The organism is Arthrobacter glacialis (assembly GCF_002909445.1).
Lineage (GTDB): Bacteria > Actinomycetota > Actinomycetes > Actinomycetales > Micrococcaceae > Specibacter > Specibacter glacialis.
The window spans coordinates 74,496-93,962 of sequence record NZ_PPXC01000005.1 but is presented as its reverse complement, the minus strand read 5'-3'; the positions used below and the strand labels follow the sequence as shown (position 1 = coordinate 93,962).

Annotated in this window: 16 protein-coding genes; 6 read left to right on the top strand and 10 right to left on the bottom strand. The window is 63.3% G+C overall.

All coding sequences use genetic code 11. The annotated features are described in order from the left end of the window. Positions 1 to 74: 74 nt before the first annotated feature. Positions 75 to 695, bottom strand: a complete 621-nt coding sequence (locus CVS27_RS07760; protein ID WP_207767484.1) for a LysE/ArgO family amino acid transporter — start codon at positions 693 to 695, stop codon at positions 75 to 77. Positions 696 to 765: 70 nt separating this feature from the next. Between CVS27_RS07760 and CVS27_RS07755 the strand changes: the two genes are divergently transcribed. Further along, positions 766 to 1,704, top strand: coding sequence for a LysR family transcriptional regulator ArgP (locus CVS27_RS07755; RefSeq protein ID WP_207767474.1), 939 nt, complete (start codon positions 766 to 768; stop codon positions 1,702 to 1,704). Next, a complete protein-coding gene (locus tag CVS27_RS07750; RefSeq protein ID WP_103465163.1) occupies positions 1,701 to 2,933 on the top strand; it encodes an MFS transporter in 1,233 nt (410 codons plus the stop codon). The genes CVS27_RS07755 and CVS27_RS07750 overlap by 4 nt, the downstream gene beginning before the upstream one ends. A gap of 88 nt (positions 2,934 to 3,021) precedes the next feature. On the opposite strand, the gene CVS27_RS07745 is transcribed toward CVS27_RS07750, so the two are convergent. Then, complete coding sequence (locus tag CVS27_RS07745) at positions 3,022 to 4,494, bottom strand: TIGR01777 family oxidoreductase (RefSeq protein ID WP_103465162.1); 1,473 nt, start codon at positions 4,492 to 4,494, stop codon at positions 3,022 to 3,024. Between the two features lie 121 nt (positions 4,495 to 4,615). Here CVS27_RS07745 and CVS27_RS07740 point away from each other — a divergent pair, with 121 nt between their 5' ends. Continuing rightward, a complete protein-coding gene (locus CVS27_RS07740; RefSeq protein ID WP_103465383.1) occupies positions 4,616 to 8,296 on the top strand; it encodes a TM0106 family RecB-like putative nuclease in 3,681 nt (1,226 codons plus the stop codon). Between the two features lie 7 nt (positions 8,297 to 8,303). After that, a complete protein-coding gene (locus CVS27_RS07735; protein ID WP_165788277.1) occupies positions 8,304 to 8,954 on the top strand; it encodes a DUF1345 domain-containing protein in 651 nt (216 codons plus the stop codon). A 6-nt stretch (positions 8,955 to 8,960) separates the two neighbouring features. Here the strand turns inward: CVS27_RS07735 and CVS27_RS07730 are convergent, their stop codons facing one another. From CVS27_RS07730 to CVS27_RS07710, 5 genes are all read right to left on the bottom strand, one after another. Continuing rightward, entirely contained in the window at positions 8,961 to 10,277 is a 1,317-nt protein-coding gene (locus CVS27_RS07730) for a M18 family aminopeptidase (protein WP_103465161.1), read from the bottom strand. Between the two features lie 133 nt (positions 10,278 to 10,410). Continuing rightward, positions 10,411 to 11,121, bottom strand: coding sequence for a response regulator (locus CVS27_RS07725; protein WP_243400089.1), 711 nt, complete (start codon positions 11,119 to 11,121; stop codon positions 10,411 to 10,413). Then, a complete protein-coding gene (locus CVS27_RS07720) occupies positions 11,118 to 12,401 on the bottom strand; it encodes a sensor histidine kinase (RefSeq protein WP_243399771.1) in 1,284 nt (427 codons plus the stop codon). The genes CVS27_RS07725 and CVS27_RS07720 overlap by 4 nt, the downstream gene beginning before the upstream one ends. Before the next feature lie 41 nt (positions 12,402 to 12,442). After that, the gene (locus tag CVS27_RS07715) at positions 12,443 to 13,342 is read right to left on the bottom strand and encodes an ABC transporter permease (protein ID WP_103465160.1); all 900 of its coding nucleotides are present in this window, start codon (positions 13,340 to 13,342) and stop codon (positions 12,443 to 12,445) included. A 2-nt stretch (positions 13,343 to 13,344) separates the two neighbouring features. After that, complete coding sequence (locus CVS27_RS07710; RefSeq protein WP_103465159.1) at positions 13,345 to 14,292, bottom strand: ABC transporter ATP-binding protein; 948 nt, start codon at positions 14,290 to 14,292, stop codon at positions 13,345 to 13,347. 185 nt (positions 14,293 to 14,477) lie between these two features. Between CVS27_RS07710 and CVS27_RS07705 the strand changes: the two genes are divergently transcribed. After that, on the top strand, positions 14,478 to 15,137 hold the full coding sequence (locus tag CVS27_RS07705; protein WP_103465158.1) for a phosphatase PAP2 family protein: 660 nt from the start codon (positions 14,478 to 14,480) through the stop codon (positions 15,135 to 15,137). Here the strand turns inward: CVS27_RS07705 and CVS27_RS07700 are convergent. The 3 genes from CVS27_RS07700 to CVS27_RS07690 all read right to left on the bottom strand — a co-directional run bounded on the left by CVS27_RS07700 (position 15,134) and on the right by CVS27_RS07690 (position 17,871). Continuing rightward, complete coding sequence (locus CVS27_RS07700) at positions 15,134 to 16,345, bottom strand: MFS transporter (RefSeq protein ID WP_103465157.1); 1,212 nt, start codon at positions 16,343 to 16,345, stop codon at positions 15,134 to 15,136. The two genes, CVS27_RS07705 and CVS27_RS07700, sit on opposite strands and share 4 nt — an antisense overlap. Positions 16,346 to 16,419: 74 nt before the next feature. Continuing rightward, positions 16,420 to 17,112, bottom strand: a complete 693-nt coding sequence (locus CVS27_RS07695) for a phosphonatase-like hydrolase (protein WP_103465156.1) — start codon at positions 17,110 to 17,112, stop codon at positions 16,420 to 16,422. A gap of 12 nt (positions 17,113 to 17,124) precedes the next feature. Continuing rightward, positions 17,125 to 17,871, bottom strand: a complete 747-nt coding sequence (locus CVS27_RS07690) for a GntR family transcriptional regulator (protein WP_243399772.1) — start codon at positions 17,869 to 17,871, stop codon at positions 17,125 to 17,127. A 171-nt stretch (positions 17,872 to 18,042) separates the two neighbouring features. Here CVS27_RS07690 and CVS27_RS07685 point away from each other — a divergent pair, with 171 nt between their 5' ends. Then, positions 18,043 to 19,230, top strand: coding sequence for a TIGR03364 family FAD-dependent oxidoreductase (locus CVS27_RS07685; RefSeq protein ID WP_103465154.1), 1,188 nt, complete (start codon positions 18,043 to 18,045; stop codon positions 19,228 to 19,230). Positions 19,231 to 19,467: the final 237 nt, after the last annotated feature.

Here is a 19,467-nt window from a genome sequence, read left to right as displayed (position 1 = left end):
CTGAGGCGAACTACACCGCAACACCATTTTTTGGGAACCAATGAACCGGTCCCCTCCACCTGCGGCGCCGCAGGTTAGACGCCCAATGCCATCTTGATGCCCAGGAACAGCATGACGGCGGCTATGAGCCCATCCAGCACGCGCCACGCACCGGGCTTGGCGAACACCGGGCGCAGCAGTTTGGCACCGAAGCCCAGGGCACTGAACCACACCACGCTGCCCAGCGCCGCTCCGGCGCCGAACCACCAGCGCAGCTCCCCGTGCTGGTTGGCAAGCGTGCCCAGCAGCAGAACGGTGTCCAGATATACGTGGGGGTTCAGCCAGGTCAGGGTCAGGACGGTGATCAGTGCAGCCTTCCTGCTCATGGTCCCCGTTTGGGTGCTGGCATGCAGCGTGCCCGGATGTACGGCACGCTTGGCGGCAAGAACGGCGTAGCCAATCAAGAATGCCGCCCCGGCTAGCCTGATCACCACAACAACAGCAGGCGCGGCAGTGATCACGGCACCAATGCCGAAGATCCCGGCCGCAATCAGAACTATGTCGCTGAGCATGCAAACCAGGACCACCAGCCCCACATGTTCACCTCGAATGCCCTGCCTGAGCACAAGTGCATTCTGGGCGCCGATGGCGATGATCAGGGCCAAGCCGGCTCCGAGTCCTGTGGCAACGGTGGCGAAAATTTCAAGTGGCATCATAAGCATTGAAACTACTAGGCTCGGGACAGACAGTACAGCTAATTATTTTGATGCTACATAAGGAAAACTAATGCTGGCTTTTCAGACGGAACAGTTGCGCACGTTTCTGGCGGTACTGGACTTGGGCACCTTTGACGCCGCCGCCGGGCACCTGCACGTCACCGCCTCCGCTATCTCCCAGCGCATCAAGGCCATGGAACAAGCCGCCGGACGGGTCCTGCTGCAGCGCACCACCCCTGTCACTCCCACAGCCGCCGGCGCCGTGGTGCACAAGCTGGCCCGCCAACTGCGGCAGCTGGAAGCGGATGCGGCTGCGGAACTGGGGATGACCGGTGCCAATCAAAGCGCCATTGCCGTGGTGGTCAACGCAGACTCCCTGGCCACCTGGTTCATGGATGCCTTGGCTGCGGTGCCGCCCACCGAGCACATGACCTTCGAAATAGTGCGCGCGGACGAGCACCATTCCGTGAACCTGCTGCGTTCCGGCGAGGTCATGGCGGCGGTCACGGCATCTGCCGAGCCCGCCCAGGGTTGCTCAGTGGTGCCGCTGGGCGCCATGAACTACCGCGCTGTTGCCTCGGCTGATTTCATGCGCCACTGGTTTCCGCAGGGATTCTGCGCCGAACTGCTCGCCGCGGCCCCTGCGGTGCAGTTCGACCGCAGCGACACCCTGCAAAGCAACTTCTTCGCCGCCATCACCGGTAACCCGCTCAGCGGCGCCGAGCACTTCATCCCCGACACCATTCAATTTGCCAGGGCCGTTGAGCTGGGGCTGGGTTGGGGGCTCATGCCCGAAGCGCATTGCCGGGCCGGGCTGGACTCCGGGGCACTGCTTGAACTTGTTCCCGGCCACGTTTCCAGCATTAAGCTGTACTGGCAGCGCTGGAAGATCAATTCAGCCGCCCTAGACATGCTCAGCCATGCTGTCCGCACGACGGCGGCTGCCGCACTCGACCCGGGCGCAGCGTTGCGTCGACCTTCAGCTTCCACGCAAGGATCCACTCCATGAGCACCATTTCCCTCCAGCGCCGCAACCAAAGCGTGCTGGTCATTGGCCAGCTGCTGTCAGGAGTGGGGGTTGCCTCAGGGGTGGCCGTGGGCGGCATCCTGGCGGGCCAATTGGCTGGCACCACGGCGGCGTCGGGGTTTGTTCAAACGGCGGCAGCCTTGGGCGCCGGGCTGGTGGCAGTGCCGCTGGCCAACCTGGCGGTCCGTGCCGGGCGCCGCTGGGCCCTGAGCACAGGCTTTGCCCTGGGCGCCGTGGGTGCCGCCCTGGTTTTGCTGGCAGCGGCCCTTGGCCAGTTCTGGCTCATGGCCGCCGGCATGATGTTCTTTGGTTCGGCCACGGCTGCCGGCCTGCAGGCACGCTATGCAGCAGTGGACGGCGCGGCTCCGGAGAAGGCCGGGCGCGCCATGGCCATTGTCATTTGGGCCACCACGGTGGGTTCTGTGGCAGGCCCAAATCTATCCGAACCGGGCCGACTCATGGGCCTCCAGCTGGGTCTTGTGCCGTTGGCCGGTCCCTTTGTTTTTTCCCTCGTTGCCTTTGTCACGGCAGCCCTGGTCATAGCCGTCTTCTTCTTGACGCCCCCGGCGTTTTCTGACGCCAGCACCGAGCCCCGCCAGCGCGTCAAAACCCATGGGGCTTGGCGTGCGCTGCGCCTGGCTGCCCACAATCCGCGGGCACTTTTTGCCCTGGCAGCTGTCACTGGCGGGCACTCGATCATGGTGGGCGTCATGGTCATGACACCCGTTGCCATGAACGCCCATGGGCACACCTTGGAGATCATTGGCATTGTCATCAGCTTGCACATTCTGGGCATGTACGCGGCAAGCCCGGTGTTTGGCATCTTGGTGGACAAGCTGGGCGCACTTCCCGTGGTGTTCATTGGCTGCGGCATTTTTCTGGCCGCCATCAGCCTGGGCGCTGTGGTCTCGGACAGCAGCGACCCCTTGCTAATGTCCGTGGCCCTGACCATGCTGGGTCTGGGCTGGTCCGCGAGCCTGATCGGCGGCTCATCGCTTCTCACCCAGTCGGCCCCCACCGAGTTGCGCGTACCGCTGCAGGGCGCCAATGACATGATGATGAACTTTGGCGCGGCTGGCATGGCTGCGTTGGCCGGCCCCGTCCTAGCTCTGGGCGGCTTCTTCTGGGTCAACATGATGGCCCTGGCCGTGCTGATCCCCGTGGTGGTCCTTGGTGTTCGCGCCTTGCGTTCGGCTCCGGACGTCAAATGAACGCGAATGCTGACTGTAGCCGCAGGAATGCCTGAGTAACCATGCATCTCGGGGCTGGCGTCAGCACTCGCGTCCGGTCCGCAGCCGTCTACTCCCCCAGGATGTGCCGTAAGGCCAGTTCCAGGCTTGCATGCCTGAACTGGTAGCCGCTGGCCTGAATTTTTGCGGCCGAGACCCGTTGGCTCGCCAGCGCCAGTTCGGCGGCGCCTTGGGCCCCCAAGAGCAGTTTGGGGCCCAACGCCGGCACCTTCAGGGCTGCGGGCCTGTGCAGCACCTTGCCCAGGGTGTGGGCAAATTCCTTGGCCGTGACGGGGTGCGGGGCCACGCCGTTGACAGGCCCCTCCAGCGTGGGGTTCAGCGCCGCGTGGGCAAAGATCCCGGCAATGTCATCAATGCCAACCCAGCTTTGCCACTGTTCGTCCCCCAACGGCCCGCCAGCACCCGCCAGATACAGCGGAAGGAGCCGTTGCAAAACGCCCCCGGCAGCCGAAAGCACTATGCCCGTGCGCACGTTGACCACCCGCACCCCGGCCGCAGCAGCTGGCGCGCAGGCGGCCTCCCAGTCCTTGCACACCGTGGCCAGGAAATCGCTGCCGGCAGGGTCAGTTTCCACCAGTGCCCGGGAAGAACCGCCCGGAGCCTGCCCCTCCGCACCGTAGTACCCCACGGCCGAGCCGGAAACCAGCGCCCGCTCCACACCGTCAGAGGCCAGCTCAGCAAGTGCCTGCGCCAGCAGCGTGGTGCCGCGTATCCGGCTTTGGTGAATGGCTTCCTTGTTCGCATCGGTAAACCGTCCACCAATGGGGTGCCCGGCCAAATGAATCACCGCTTGGCACTGGGCCAGGGCCGCGGAATCAATGGCCCCGGTCTCCGGATCCCAAAAAATCTCGCCCTCGTTCCGCGGTGCCCGCCGCACCAGTGTGAGCACCCTGTGCCCGCCGCCGGTCAGCAGTGCACCCAATTGGCGCCCCACCAGGCCAGAGGCACCGGAGATGGCAATGGTCAGCTGCTCTCCGGGATGGGCGTAATGGAAGGACAGGTCCGCCAGCAGCTGCCGTTCCCGGAACGCAAACATGCGCGTCAGCTCCGCATCCATCCGCTTGTACGCCCACTCCCCGCGCGCCACGGCCGGCAGCTCATAGGTGACCTCATCAACCATCAGTGTGGTGCCGGCCTGGGCCCCGTCGGTGAACGTGTGGCGGTGCGTCCACGCGGCCAGAGGACCCTTGTCCATGACGTCGGTAAAGCTTGTTCCGGGCACCAGTTCCGTATGCAGCGCGTCCCAGCGGATCTCCGGTCGCGTCCACTTCTTCGCCGCCAGCGAGGCAGGCAACAGGCCCCGCACACTGCCCGCGGCCGAGCCCAGCCACATGCCCACCCCGCCAGGGGCACCCACGCCCATAGCCGCCGTCGAGCCTGGATTAATGCCGTCGGATGGTTCGGCCAGGATGCTCCCAAAGAACGACGGCGTGAGCCGCACCAGGGCGCCGGGCCGGGTAAACCAGGCGAAGACGTCGGCGCGCGGGTAGGGGATGGATGTTACGTAGCGGAACGAGCTCATGATGCCTCCAAAGTGGGTAACACCTCCATCTTGCCCCATGGCGGGGACGGCATGCGAAGGAATGTGGGCGACCCTTGCTAGATTCAAGGTGCTGCACTCACACGGCACGGAAGGTACTGACATGTTTTTGCTTGACTCTCCCGGGGGCGGCACCCCGCTGATCTTCTCGGCGTCGGACCTGGTGACGGCCAGCGAATGCCAGTACAAATCCTTGCGGATCCTGGATGAAAAGCTGGGCAGGACAGCTAAGCCCGGCTTCGCCAGGGACGCCATGCTGGAGCGTGCCGCCGAGTTGGGCGACGCCTTTGAGCACAAAATCCTTGACGAGTACAAGGCTGAATTCGGCGTGTGGGACCCCGCCACAGGCAAGGGCGTGAAGGTGGTTGACCGCGGCGCACTCAGCTGGGCGGGACTCGAAGCTAAACGGGAGGAAACCCTTGACGCGCTGCGGACCGGGGCCGATGTGGTCTTCCAGGCGACGTTCTTTGACGGCTCGCTGGTGGGGTTTGCCGATTTCCTCGTCCGGCAACCCGACGGCACTTACGCCGTTCACGACACCAAGCTGGCCCGGCACGCCAAGGTCAGTGCACTGCTGCAGCTGGCCGCCTATGGCGATCAGCTGCAGAAATACGATATTCCCGTCTCAGACGTGGCCACCTTGGTGTTGGGCAATCGCGACCACAGTGAGCACCCCATGCCGGACCTGCTGCCGGTATTCCGCGAACGCCGCGACAATTTCCTGGCCGTGACGGCGGCGCACCGGGCCCAGCCGGAACCCGTTGCCTGGCTCCAGGAGGGCATCAGCTATTGCGGGCGGTGCGACTACTGCGCGCAGCAAGTGCAGGAGCACCAGGACCTGCTGTTGGTCAACGGCATGAGCACTTCCCAGCGACGCAAGCTCATGGCCGCCGGCATCACCACTATCCAAAAGCTGGCAGAGCTGCCCGCACCCGAGTCCGGCCCGCTGGTGCGGCTGCGTGACCAGGCCCGGATGCAGCTGGGTCAGGAGGTGGTGGACGGGACTGCCATGGCTGGCAAAGACGAAGCCGCCCACCCCATCAGTTACAAGGTGTTGCGGAGCAGCATCAGCAAGTTGCCCGCTCCCAGCGACGGGGACATCTTCTTTGACTTTGAGGGCGATCCGCTCTGGCAGGATCCCGCGGATGGAAAGTGGGGCATCGAGTATCTCTTTGGCTCCATCGAGGCGCCCCCGGCCGGCTCCGAGATCCCTCCGGTATTCATACCCTTCTGGGCACATTCCCGCGACCAGGAACGAAAAGCTTTCACAGCTTTTCTGGACTATGTGGAAGCCCGCAGGGAAATATGGCCGGACATGCATGTTTACCACTACGCGCCGTACGAGAAGTCGGCGCTGCGCAACCTCTCGGTGCGCCATGGCGCGGGCGGGGCCACCGAGGACATTGTGGACAATTGGCTGCGCACGGGCCTTCTGGTTGACCTGCTGGACACTGTGCGCCAGTCAGTGCGGATCTCCGAATCCTCGTACTCCATCAAGAAGCTCGAACCGTTCTATATGCCCGCCGGGCGGGAGGGCGATGTGACGGATGCAGGGGCCTCCGTGGTTGCCTACGCGGACTACTGCACAGCGCGCGACGCCGGACTGGCCGGGGACACTGCCCTGACCGCCAAGGCCGCGCAGATACTGGCGTCCATCAGCGACTACAACGAATACGACTGCCTCTCCACCCTGCACCTGCGCGATTGGCTGTTTGAGATTGGGGCGGCCGTTCAAATCGGAGCTTGGACCGAGGGCAGCGGCAAGCTCAACCTTCCCGACGAGAAGAAGGTCAGCTACGAACCCACCGACGATGAGCGCAAGTTGCAGGCGTTCATCGAAAACTTGGCGCAGGAAAAAGGCCACACGTTCACGGACGACGAGAACGCCATCGCCATGGTGGCCGCGGCAGCCAGCTACCACCGCCGCGAGGACAAGCAGTTCTGGTGGGGCCACTTTGACCGTCTGGACAGCGCAGTGGATAGCTGGTCGGAGGAACGCAACATCTTCATCGTCCAGGCTGCCGAGGAGATCGACGACTGGGCGAAGGCAACCCCTCGGGCCAGAACTGAAACGCGCACGCTCAAACTTTCGGGTTCGGCCACGGAAGGATCTGACTTCCGCCCGGGCACGTCGTGGTTTGGCATGTTCAATGCCCCGCTGCCCGACGGCATGGAAGCCTCGGAAGGCAGCAAGCTCGGGAGGGACGGGCACTTCAGCATCACCGTGCTCGAGGACCTTTCCGAGCCGTCAACGCCGGAGCTGACCACCTTGCTGGTGACCGAAAAGTCCACCACAAAAGTCCAGCCCTACCATCAAAAACCCATAGCCCTGACACCCAACAAGCCTGTTCCCACCGCGAGCATCCGCGAGGCCCTTGCAACGCTGGCCAACACCGTGGGCAGCAACGTGCCGCACCTGCCCAAGCATCCGGGCATCGAGATCCTGCGCAAGGCCAAGCCCCGGCTGGCCAGCGGCGGCAGCCTGCCCTCCGCCGTCGTCCATAGCGACGGGCACAGCACGCAACAGCATAACTACATCGGCGCCATCACAGCGGCGGTGCTGGATCTGGACCACTCGTACCTGGCTGTCCAGGGCCCGCCCGGGACCGGCAAGACGCACGTGGGTTCCCACGTCATCGCGAATCTCATCAAGGAGGGTTGGAAAGTTGGCGTGGTGGGGCAATCGCACGCCGTGGTGGAGAATTTGCTCCGCAAAGCCATCGAAGCCGCCGGCGTGGACCCGGAGCGGGTGGGCAAGAAGCTGTCAGCACCTCACGACGTACCGTGGAAAATTACCGATGACAAGCAGTTTGGCAAGCTGCTCAATAGTACCCAAGGCGCACTGATTGGCGGGACTGCCTGGACCATGACGGGCGCCAATGTGCCGCCCGGCTCCTTGGACCTGTTGGTGATTGACGAGGCCGGGCAGTACTCGCTGGCCAACACGCTGGCCGTGGCACAGTCCGCCCAACGTCTCTTGCTGCTGGGAGACCCGCAGCAGCTTCCCCAAGTCACCCAGGGATCGCACCCGGCACCCGTGGACGAATCGGCGCTGGGCTGGCTGTCAGCCGGCCACGCCACGCTGCCCGCGACCAAAGGCTATTTTTTGGCCGATTCCTGGCGCATGCACCCCGAACTGTGCGCAGCCGTTTCCAAACTGAGCTACGACGGCAAGCTGTCCGCAGCTCCCGCCGCATCCCAGCGTCACCTGACGGGCCGAGCTCCCGGAGTGGAGACAGTTTTCGTGGCCCAAGCCCCGGACAGCGGGAAGGACAATAAACAGTCCTCCCCCGAGGAGGCTGCCGAGGTGGCGGCTCAGGCGAAGGCCCATCTTGGGCTTCTCTGGACACCCGGGGAAGGCGAAACACCTCGCCCGTTGGTGCAGGAAGACATCCTGGTGGTCGCAGCCTACAACGCACAGGTCCACCTGGTCCGTGGAGTGCTGGATGCGGCAGCACTCACGGGCGTCAAAGTTGGCACCGTGGACAAGTTCCAGGGCCAGGAGGCGCCAGTGGTATTGGTGACCATGGCGTGTGCCGATCCCACGGGAGCTCCCCGCGGGATGGAGTTTCTGCTGAACCGGAACCGCATCAACGTGGCGGTCTCACGTGGGCAGTGGCGGGCAGTCATCATCCGTTCCCCTGAACTGAGCAACTTCATGCCGTCCAAGACCTCCGGCATGGCTGAGCTGGGCGCTTTCATTGGATTGTGCAACGCGGCGCCTGCCCATTCCATGTCAGCCAAGGGCGCGGCAGCGGCACCGGGACCAGACACCATGGCATGATCACAGCATGGACCACCTGACTTCCGGCCGCAGGCGGCACCGGCAGCTTCGCATTCTCAGTATGGTCATCTGTGGTGCCCTGGCCACAATTCTGACGGGCTTGTTGGGCGCGTGGATCTACGCCCCGGCTGTGGGGTGGACTGCGGCGGCACTCATCTACAACGCCTCCGTGTGGCTCGCCATTGCTCCCATGGATGCCCAGCGCACTGCAGCGCATGCTGTGGAGGAGGACCCGGGGCTGCGCACCTCGGATCTGTTAATCTTGCTGTCGGCGATAGGCTCGCTGGCCGCCGTCGTGCTGGTCATCCTGGGCAGCAAAGATGTGGAGGGGCCGGGGCGGTTGCTGCTAGCCCTGTTGGCCACCAGCTGCACGGCCCTGTCCTGGCTCATGGTCCACACCCTGTTTACGCTGCGATACGCCGAGATTTACTACAGCGGCGAGCCCGGCGGCATAAATTTCAACCAGGAGGAGCCGCCCCAGTACACGGACATTGCGTACATGGCCTTCAGCGTGGGTATGACCTACCAAGTTTCGGACACCAACATCACCACCCGGACCATGCGCTCGGCGGCGCTGCGGCATAGCTTGCTCGCCTTCGTGTTTGGCACGGGCATTCTGGCCACCACCATCAACCTGGTGGTCAGCCTGGCCAACTAGCCGCCACTAAATGGCGGCCCCGAAGAAGGTCTCCGAGATCCGCGCCAGATAGTAGGGATCGGCAATGCCGCACAACTCCCGGGCGGAATGCATGGACAGCAGCGGAGTCCCCACATCGAGGGTGCGGATGCCCAAACGGGTGGCCGTCAACGGGCCGATCGTTGATCCGCAGGGAACGCCGTTATTGGAGACAAACTCCTGGTACGGCGCACCGGCGCTGGCGCAGAGGTTCGCCCAGATGGCGGCACCCACAGCATCTGTGGCATAGCGCTGGTTGGCATTGATTTTCAGCAGCGGGCCACCGTTGAGCACGGGAAGGTTCGCCGGATCATGCCGTTCGCCATAGTTGGGGTGGACGGCGTGGCCGGCGTCGGCCGAGATGCACAGGGAGTTCACAAAGGCGCGGCGCCGTTCACTCACGCTTGCACCCAAACCATCCGAGACCCGGGTCAGGATATCCTCCAGGATGGGCCCGCACGCACCGGAGCGGGAAGCCGAACCAATTTCTTCATGGTCAAAAGCGGCCAGGACGGGGATCACGGGCCGTCCCCCCGCCTGTGCAGCCCCGGCGGCCTTGGCCTCCCCTGCTTCTGCAGCGCCAGCGGCGGCAATGAGTGCCACAACGCCCGCGTGCACCGACGTCAGATTGTCCATCCGGCCTGCGGCAAAGAACTCATCGTTGGCGCCAAAGATCGCACCGGGCTGAGTATCGGCCACCACAATGTCGTAGCCACCAATCGTGTTGGCATCCACCCCTGCCCGGCTCGCCAACAAGCCCAGCAGATCCTCGTCGGCCGGGTTGCCCTGGCCCCAAATGGGGTTCATGTGCGCTTGTTTGTCCAGCTTGAGTCCGTCGTTGCTGCTGCGGTCAAGGTGGATGGCCAGTTGCGGGAAGCGCAGCAGGGGCCCGGTGGCCACCAGGGTTTCGGTGCCGTCGCGGTCCACCAAACGTCCGGCGAATTGCAGTTCCCTGTCCAGCCATGAATTGAGCAGGGGCCCGCCGTAAACCTCAACGCCTGCCTGCAGCCACCCATAACGGCCCGTGGTGGATTTGGGCTTGAGCTTGAACGACGGCGAATCCGTGTGCGCACCCAGAATGTTGAACCCGGTGGTGGCGGTGGCGTTTTCCGGCACCACCCAGGCGATGATGGCGCCGTCGCGGATCACAAAGAATTTGCCGTGCGTGGGCCACGGAGCCGTCTCCGCGAGTTGACTGAACCCTGCCGCCTCCAGCCGGCGTCCCGCCTCGTGAGCTGCATGAAAGCTCGACGGCGACGCCTCAATGAAGTCACGAAGGTCCACGATGTGCTTAACGAAAGTCATACCTAGATTCAACCACGAAGGGCCGCGGACGGTGCGGAGTTGAAGTGGCCGCCGGAAACGTCACCACGGCGTAGACCAAGACTAGAACTGTGAGGCCGCAGGCAAGGGCAACCCCAGGACGGCGGCACCTGCGCTAGTAGTCAGGGTTGCTGGGGATGACCAAGCCTGTTTCGTAGGCGTACACCACCACCTGCACCCGGTCCCGCAGATGCAGTTTAGTCAGAATCCGGCGCACATGAGTCTTCACGGTGGCCTCGGAGAGGAACAATTTGTGCGCAATTTCGGCGTTGGAGAGTCCTTGGGAAATGCATTGGGCCACCTCCAACTCTCGCGGGGTGAGATCCTCCAGGAGCGGATCGGACTGGTGTGCCGGGCGGGGCGGACGGCTGCGCACAAAGTTTTCCAGCAACCGCTGGGTGACACGCGGCGCCACCACTGCGTCGCCGCTGGCCACCAGCCGCACAGCCTGCACCAATTCCGCCGGGGCCACGTCCTTGAGCAGGAAGGCACTGGCACCGGCCTGCAGTCCGGCAAAGGCGTATTCGTCCACATCAAAGGTGGTCAAAATAATGACCCTTGCCTCCGACGGGGAAGCACTGATCTTCCCCGTCGCTTCAATGCCGTCCATGATCGGCATGCGGACATCCATCAAGACCACATCCGGCGTCAAGCGATCCACGGCGGCAAGCGCCTCAACGCCGTTGGAGGCCTCACCAACAACGAGCAGATCCGTTTCCCCTTCAAGGATGAGCCGGAAACCCATCCGTAACAACGGCTGGTCATCCACCAGCAGAACCTTTATTGCATCTTCATCCACAGCGTTCTCCCCCATAACATCGCTCATGGTGCACCTACGTTAGGGCGCAAAATTGCCTGGACCGTCCAGCCACCCTGGGGCGCCGGTCCGGCGTCGACCGTTCCACCATAAATCCCAGCACGCTCCCGCATTCCCACAATGCCACTGCCGGAGCCCAATGAGGCGTTCATGGTTCCGTGCCCGTCGTCGCTTATTCGCACGGTGAGCTCTCCCTGGGCCAAGTTGTTCTCGACCATCACCTGAACCCGGGAAACAGCCGTCCCATAGCGGAGCACGTTGGTCAGTGATTCCTGCACAATCCTGTACACCGTCAGCTCCAGGGATGGGTCCGCTGGCAGTGGCGGCCCGGAATGGGTCAGCGCCAGCGGCAGGCCAGCCTGCCGGAAGCCCTCAATCAGGGCACCCATGGTGGTGTGGTCCGGTTGCGGGGAACGGTTGGCACCGCCGTCGGCACGTAGGACGCCCAAAACCCGGCGCATGTCGTTCAGCGCAGTGCGCCCCGTCTGGGACAGCTGACTCAGCACCTCCCCAGCCTTGCTCGGATCATGCCTAGCCACCACGGCGGCGCCGTCGGACAGGGCCACCATGACTGTCAGCGAGTGCGCCACGACGTCATGCATTTCCCGGGCAATCCTGTTTCGCTCTGCCACCGAAGCCAGTTGGGCATTGCGGACGGCCCACTGGCGCAGCTCCGCCTCATGTTTGCGCCCGCTGCGCACGGAAGCGCCAATTCCTGTGGCAATAATATTGGCCAGCGGCATCATGATGGCGGAAATAATGTTCGTTTCATCGGCTGTGGGACCGTCTGCCACCAGGTATTCGCTGGGGAGTTGGTAGATAAAGAGGGTGTACAGGCTCAGGGGAACCGCAGCCACCACGGCCAGCGTGAAGCTCAGCGGGGGGCGGTAGGCCACCGCCACGGCGTAGAGGGCAAACCAGATGCTGATGCCAATACTGCCGGAATTGGGCACCATGGCAATATTGAGCAACTCAAAAACGGAGAGGATGGCCAGTACCGCAAGGGGCTTGTCGCGGCGGAACATGAGCACCGTGGCCGAGGCCCCGACGATGACAAAGTGGGCCGTCAAATTCATCTCCGCCCGGGAGCTCAGGAAGACACCTGATCCGGCCAGCAGGTACGCAAAAACCACCACCACGTCCATGACGCGGGGATGGTTGTAAAAGTACGTGCGCAGCTTGCCGCGGCGGCGGGCCGAAAACTCGTCGGCCCGCCGCTCAACGGAAGGTAATTCGGCGGGGGCCAGGGCCGTTCGTTCCGCGGCCCCCGCCTGGCTTTTTGTACGCATAAGTGTGAGCTTAGGACCCTGGCACGGGTCCGGCGCCCTGCTTAGACGTCACGGTTCTTGAGGGACACCAAGGCCGGCACGGTGACCAGGACAATCCAGCCCAGGAAGATCATGCCGCCGGCCAGGGGGCTGATGAAGGCGGCCTTGTCGCCGATTTCCAGCATGCGTCCACCGGCCACGCTGGGCACGTACTGGCCCACGTATTTCCAGAAGTCACCGGGAACCAGGGTCAGCAGTGAAGTGCCGATTTCCAGGAGGAAGAGCAGCCCCACGAGGACAATGATGCCTCCTGCGGAACTCCGGATCAGCGTTCCCAGAGACAGGCCAATGAGGGAAACACCTGCAACGTATACGCCGCCCATGAGGATGCTGTAGAGCACCCCGTCCATGCTCAGTGACATGTCAATGCCGAAGGAACCCAGGATCGGGATGGAGACCAGGAACGTGGCGAAGGCTGCCACGAGGGTCAGCACGTAGGAAACCACCACCAGGACTATGGCCTTGGCGAAGAACGCCGGCAGGCGTTTGGGCACCGCGGTCAAGGTGGAGCGGATCATGCCCGTACCAAATTCGGAGGAGATCAACAGCACGGCCAGTGCACCGAGCACAAGAACGCCCAGCTGCAACCCGGCAATCGGTGTGCCGTAGATGCTGAAGCCCTGCGCACTGGCGGCGTCCATGGCCTGCTGAAGCGTCATTTGCGATTCACCTGTGCCGGAGCCGGGGCCTGCCGGGCCGCTATGCATGATCGCGTCAATGACTGTGCCGCGCACCCAGGCGGCAAAGGCGCCCACGCCAACCACTGCCACAAAGGTGAAGGCGAGCAGCATCTGGGTGGAGCGCAGGGAACGGAACTTAATCCACTCGCTGCGCAACACTCCGCTGAAGGTGAGGGACTTGCGGCCAGCACGACTGGAGGCCGGAATCGTTGCAGTGCTCATTGTTAGCGTCCCTTCACAGCGGCCGGAACGGGCGCGTTGTCAGTAAATTCTTGCGAGTGGTACTCAACGGCGTCCTTAGTGAGGTTGAAGTAGGCCTCTTCCAGGGAGTTGGTGAGCGGTGTCAGTTCATACACCAGCACCCTGTTGTCCATGGCAATGGTTGCAACTTGGCGGGCATCCAGGCCGGACACCTCCAGGGTCTCGTTCTCGTGGCACTCAACCTTGACGCCGTTGGCGCCCAGCAGCTGGCTCAGGCGGGTGACCTCCGCCGTGCGCACCCGAACCTTGGCCTGCTGCGTGCCAGCCAGAATCTCGGCGATGGGGGCGTCCGCGATGATCTGGCCACGCCCAATCACAATCAAGTGATCGGCCGTTTGCGCCATTTCACTCATCAAGTGCGAGGACAGGAACACTGTTTTGCCCTGCGCAGCCAAATGTTTGGCCAAATTGCGCACCCACAGCACTCCTTCGGGGTCCAGACCGTTCACGGGTTCATCCAGGATCAGTGTCTGAGGATCGCCCAGCAGTGCCGAGGCAATGCCCAGCCGCTGCCCCATGCCGAGGGAGAAACCGCCGGCCTTCTTCTTGGCGACGGCTGCCAGTCCGGTCATATCGATGACCTCGTTGACCCGCTTGGTGGGGATGTTGTGCGTGGCTGCCATGGCCAGCAGGTGGTTGTAGGCGCTGCGGGAAGTGTGCACTGCCTTGGCGTCCAACAGCGCGCCCACCTGATGCAGGGGGTCGTGGTGGTCGGCGTAGCGTTTGCCATTGACGGTCACCTTGCCGGCCGACGGCTTGTCCAAGCCTACGATCATGCGCATGGTGGTGGACTTGCCTGCACCATTCGGGCCCAGGAAGCCTGTGACCATGCCGGGCTTGACCGTGAAGGTGACGCCGCCAACGGCCGTCTTGGCACCGTAGTGCTTGGCCAGGTTTACTGCCTCAATCATGTGGACATCCCCTTTGGATGATCTCTGAAAAGTTGTTGCATTCTTTTGGAATCTACTTACTACCGTACGCACCCGCCAACGATTTTTCCTCTATCTCAGGGATGAATCAGGGTCCATTCAGGGTCGTCCCTTTGGATGATGCCGCGGCAGGGCTTGCCCACAGATGAACACCATAGAATGGCCAGATGCTCACTCAAACACAGTCAGCTGCAGGCCTTCAGCCTGTGGACTGGCCCCACACCCGCCTGCTATGGGCGTCCTTGCCAGCACTGGCGATCGTGCTGGCCGGCGCCGTGGTGGTCTTCGCAACCGGGAACCAGCCGCCATTTCAGGGGCTCGACGACGGCTGGTACCACCTCATGGTGGACTCGCGGACGCCGTGGCTCACGGCCGCGAACCTGGTTTTGAACGTTGTTGGCAACGCCGGCATGGTCATGTACTGCGCCGTACTGTTTCTTGTCCTCATGATCCGCCACAGGCGCCTGGCATACTTTACTGCCGTGGCCAATCTGACCGCCTTAGGCCTGACACACTTGATCAAGTTCCTGGTGGCCCGGCCACGGCCGGAAGACCAGCTGGTGCACGTGGATTCCGGCTCATACCCGTCGGGGCATGTCAGTGGCACGGTGGCAGCCATGGTGACAACCGCCGTCGTGCTGGGAAAGGTGTGGATGTGGATCAGCGGGGCCATTTTGAGTGTGGCCATGATGTACAGCCGCACCTACCTTGGCGCCCACTGGGTATCGGACACCATCGCCGGGGCGCTGCTGGGGGTGGGTGTCACACTTTTGCTGTGGGTGGCCCTGAAGGATAAATGCCTTGGTGGGAATATTTTCAGGCCTTAGCGCTCGACCGACTCAAACTCGGACTCCGCGAGCGGCCGTGCGGCCGGAACCGTGAGGATGGAGGCCACAATGGCAATGCCAATGGCCAGCAACGCCCAACGAATGGTGACATGGTCGCCCAGGAACCCGAGCAGGGGCGGCCCGGCCAAAAAGGCCACATAGCCAATGGTTGACACCACGGAGACCCTTGCCGCAGCACGTGCCGGGTCATCGGCAGCCGCCGACATGCCCATGGGGAAGCCCATGGCGGCGCCGGCGCCCCAGAACACGGCACCCAGTCCCGCCACCAGCATGTTCGGCGCCAGCACAAAGATCACCAGGCCGGCCAGAGCTGTGCCAAGGCTGAAGTACAGCACAGGCACCCGGCCGTAGCTGTCAACGAACCGGCCGCCGAAAAACCGGAACAAGGTCATGGAAGCAACAAAAACGGCAAACATGATGGCCCCGCCAGCTTCCGTGGCGCCAAGCCCGTCCACCGTGGCCTTGGCAATCCAGTCGTTCGCGGCACCTTCGGTCAGGGCGGCACCCAAAACCACCAGGCCCACCAGCAGCGTGCGTTTCTCCGTCCACGCGCTGCGGCCCTTGGGAGCTGTTTCCGCGGGCCCGCCGCCTGTGGCAACCATGCTGGCGCCGGCCTTGCTTTCGGGCAGGAACCAACGCGGCACGAGCACCATCGCGGTGCTGACCAGGACCACAATGGCGGCCAGGTGCAAGGACATGCTCACGTTAATGGCTGACAACCCCGCACCAACAAGCGCACCAATGAGCGCCCCGCCGCTAAACCCGGCATGGAACTGCGGCATCACGGTCCGGCCCAAATGCCTTTCCACATCGGCGCCCTCAATGTTTTGGGCAACGTCCCAGAGCCCAATCCCCACACCGAAGAAGACCAGCCCCACTGCCGTGAACGTCACGGAGCCCTGGGCCAGGGCGAACGCCACAATCAGCCCACCAAAGGCGGCAGTGAATCCGCCGGTCCGCACGGTGCTCGCCGTGCCAATCCGCGCCACAACCGACCCCGCCAGGGGCAGTGCCACCACCGACCCTGCCGCAATGGTCAGCAGCAGCATGCCCATCTCACCGGCCGTCAGGTCAAGGATCCGGGTCACGGCAGGAATGCGTGCCGCCCAGCTGGCAAACACAAAGCCGTTGATGGCAAACACGGCAAATGTGGCAATGGCCGCGGAACGGACCGCTTGCTGATTCATGGTGGAGACGCTCTTCTGTCGATGGTCGGCATAAGTCTATGGAACCACTCTAGTGTCGCCCTCCCGCCGGCGGCTCAGGCTGGGCGCTGAGTCTCAGCCAATTCAGGCACCTCCACCACTCCGGTGAGGATGTAGTCGTGAGAGTGGGCGGCCAGGTCATCCCGGCTCAATTTGCCCGTCAGGACGCCCACCGAGATACCGCCAGCGTTGCGTCCGGCCTGCACATCAACCACAGTGTCTCCGGCTGCCAGCACCTTGCGCACATTGATCACGCCGGTCTTTTCCATGGCGCGGTGAATCATGTAGGGGGCCGGGCGTCCGGCGGAGACGTCGGAGGTGGTGACAACGGCATCAACGGTGGAACCGGCATCGGCACCCACTGCCCAGCCCAGCGATTCCAGCAGGGGGTGGGCAACGTCGTCGTCAAATCCTGTGGTCAGGGCAACTTTAATGCCTCGCTCACGCAGCGTGGCAATGGCTGCGGCAACGCCCGGCAGGGCCACAGGAGGTGTTGCGGCGTACCGTTCGACCAGGAGTTCACGGAACCGGACAAACGCCGCGGCCACCCGCTGTTGAGTTGCTTCCTGCCCGCCCAGCGCCATCAACGCGGTGATGGCACTGACCTTGTCGGCCCCCATCCATTCCTGCAAATCTGCTGTGGCCACGGGAGCCCCGGTCTCTTCCACGGCGTCCTGCAGCGCAACGTAGACAATGCCGTGGTCATCCACGGTGGTTCCGGCCATGTCAAAGACGGCAAGTTCAATCATGGTGTTCATTCCTTAATAAGTGGTGGTGCTTTGGACGCGGGCCACGGGGGTCCGGCCGTGCAGGGTGTTGTTGATCATGAAGTTGGCAAGTTCGGGCCGGTACCTGTCATCGGCGTATTCCAGGCGGTCGCCGGTGCTGGAGAATGTCACGCGCCGCTCCCGCAGCAGGGGTGCACCCTTGGCAATCCCCAACAGTTCGGCGTCGACGGTGTCAGCGGCCACGGCATCAATGGTGTGCCTTGCACTGTGCAGGTCCACGCCGGCACCCAAAAGGTAGCTGAATGTTGAACCGGAGTCGGTGTCAAAGTCGAAGAGGGCCCGCCCAGCTGAGGGCACAAAGTGTGAGCGCTCCACCATGGCGGGTTCGCCGTCAAGCAGGCGAAGCCGCAGCAGGCTCACCACCGGCTCACTTGCCTGCAATCCCAGCTGGTCGGCAATAACAGGCCCGGCAGGCCTGCGCGTAATTTCCTGAGTCTGCTGCCCGGGCACCCTGCCCATGGATTCGGCCCATTGGGTGAAGGACAGGAACGTCTCCACCGACTGGGAAATCACTGCCGGGCGAACCACGGGAGGCTTGCCCCGGCCACCTGAAATGGCCCCGTCTTGGCGAAGGGCGGCCAACGCCTGGCGAACGGGCCCGCGGGATGCACCAAACTCTTGGCACAGCACGGCCTCGGACGGCACAGGCTGGCCCTCGGGCCAACTCCCGGAGTCAATCCTGTGCCTGAATTCATCCCGAAGTTGTTGGTGCATGGCCATTTTCATTCCTTGAGTGTACAAGTGGAAAATGGCCAAAAAACGCTAAATTTCGGCTCTCTCGTTGAACAAATGGTAAACATTTGGCCACCAAAATGAACCGTCAAAGAACTTGTCCATACAAGTGCCATTTTCATTTGATTTGGGGGTCAACTGCAAGGCACAGTCGTTCTCATGAACCAATCCAAAATTCACCTTCAGCCCACGGATGTCTTGATTGTGGGGGCCGGCATCACCGGGCTGGCACACGCTGCCGAGGCAGTTGCCCGCGGCCTGAACGTGCACATCATTGACCGGGACACGCGGGCCGTGGGCGCCTCCATCCGCAACTTTGGGCATTGCTGCGTGGGCGCCCAGTCCGGTGAACTGCTCGAGCTGGCCACGGTGGCCCGCGAAGGCTGGTTGCGCCATAGCGAGCTGGCCGGTTTCTTCTCCGTGGAATCCGGCGGCCTGGTCGTGGCCCGCAGCAGAGCGGAAGTTGCCGTCCTGGAGGAGCTGGCCGCCACGCGCGGCTCCGACCAGATGCAGCTGATCAATGCCGCGCAGGTCCGCCAGGAGCTCTCCGGCAGCGGGGATCCGGCAATTCTGGCCGGAGCCCTGATCCGTGATGACATCCGGGTGGATCCCCGTGAGGCGGTTGCCAAGCTGGCCGCTTGGTTGGCAAAGCAGCCCAAAGTCACCTTCTCGTGGCGCACCTCGTACTTCGGCACCGATTCACGAGAGCCTGTTTCGAGTGCCACGCCCGACGCCGAAACTTCCCACCGCACCGACGTGACCGTGCGCACCTCCCGCGGCACACTCACGGCGTCGCGGGTCATCGTCTGCGTTGGCCACGATCTTGACTACGTGCACCCGGACGTTGCCGAACCTTTTGAGGTGAACCGCTGTTCCCTGCAGATGGCGTTGGTGCGCCCAGCCGCACCGCTGACGATCAGGCGCGCAGTCCTGACGGGCACCTCCATGCTGCGCTACCCGGCGTTCGCTGAAACGGGAGCAGCCGCGGAACTGAAGAAGGAACTGGCCGCCAACAGCCCCGAACTCCTGGCCATTGACGCCAATCTCATGCTGACCCAGCGCCCCGACGGCACACTGCTGATTGGCGACAGCCACCACACGGCGACCACCCAAGACCCATTCCTGATTGAACAAACCCAGGACACCCTGCTGAACGCCACCAGCAAGCTCCTTGGCATGGGCAGCTACACCGTGCTGCAACGCTGGCAGGGAATCTACGCCTCGAGCCCGCAGCAAAGTTTTTTGATCAAGGACGTTGCACCCAACGTCACGGCGGTCTCCGTCACCAGCGGAATCGGCATGACCATCTCCTTTGGTCTGGCCAAAAAGACGTTCAGCCAGTTCTAACCCTCCCCCAAACAACTGACCCGCAGAAAACGCCGAAAAACAGGGGGAAACCCTGATTTTTCGGCGTTTTCTGCGGGTCAGTTGAGTCAGCTGGTGTGCGGCTTCGCCGCGCCAGTGGCAACTGAAAATTCTGCCGTGGCTTATGCGCAGCCGTGGAAACCAGTGTGGCGCATAGACCCCAATCTGGGCACGCCTGCTTTGGCTATGCGTCGCGCCAGGAGCCAGTGCGGCGCAGCT

Coding starts and splice junctions, on each gene's coding strand:
- CVS27_RS07760 (WP_207767484.1), bottom strand. CDS start 695: ATGATGCCACTTGAAATTTTCGCCACCGTTGCCACAGGACTCGGAGCC.
- CVS27_RS07755 (WP_207767474.1), top strand. CDS start 766: ATGCTGGCTTTTCAGACGGAACAGTTGCGCACGTTTCTGGCGGTACTG.
- CVS27_RS07750 (WP_103465163.1), top strand. CDS start 1,701: ATGAGCACCATTTCCCTCCAGCGCCGCAACCAAAGCGTGCTGGTCATT.
- CVS27_RS07745 (WP_103465162.1), bottom strand. CDS start 4,494: ATGAGCTCGTTCCGCTACGTAACATCCATCCCCTACCCGCGCGCCGAC.
- CVS27_RS07740 (WP_103465383.1), top strand. CDS start 4,616: ATGTTTTTGCTTGACTCTCCCGGGGGCGGCACCCCGCTGATCTTCTCG.
- CVS27_RS07735 (WP_165788277.1), top strand. CDS start 8,304: ATGGACCACCTGACTTCCGGCCGCAGGCGGCACCGGCAGCTTCGCATT.
- CVS27_RS07730 (WP_103465161.1), bottom strand. CDS start 10,277: ATGACTTTCGTTAAGCACATCGTGGACCTTCGTGACTTCATTGAGGCG.
- CVS27_RS07725 (WP_243400089.1), bottom strand. CDS start 11,121: ATGAGCGATGTTATGGGGGAGAACGCTGTGGATGAAGATGCAATAAAG.
- CVS27_RS07720 (WP_243399771.1), bottom strand. CDS start 12,401: ATGCGTACAAAAAGCCAGGCGGGGGCCGCGGAACGAACGGCCCTGGCC.
- CVS27_RS07715 (WP_103465160.1), bottom strand. CDS start 13,342: ATGAGCACTGCAACGATTCCGGCCTCCAGTCGTGCTGGCCGCAAGTCC.
- CVS27_RS07710 (WP_103465159.1), bottom strand. CDS start 14,292: ATGATTGAGGCAGTAAACCTGGCCAAGCACTACGGTGCCAAGACGGCC.
- CVS27_RS07705 (WP_103465158.1), top strand. CDS start 14,478: ATGCTCACTCAAACACAGTCAGCTGCAGGCCTTCAGCCTGTGGACTGG.
- CVS27_RS07700 (WP_103465157.1), bottom strand. CDS start 16,345: ATGAATCAGCAAGCGGTCCGTTCCGCGGCCATTGCCACATTTGCCGTG.
- CVS27_RS07695 (WP_103465156.1), bottom strand. CDS start 17,112: ATGATTGAACTTGCCGTCTTTGACATGGCCGGAACCACCGTGGATGAC.
- CVS27_RS07690 (WP_243399772.1), bottom strand. CDS start 17,871: ATGGCCATGCACCAACAACTTCGGGATGAATTCAGGCACAGGATTGAC.
- CVS27_RS07685 (WP_103465154.1), top strand. CDS start 18,043: ATGAACCAATCCAAAATTCACCTTCAGCCCACGGATGTCTTGATTGTG.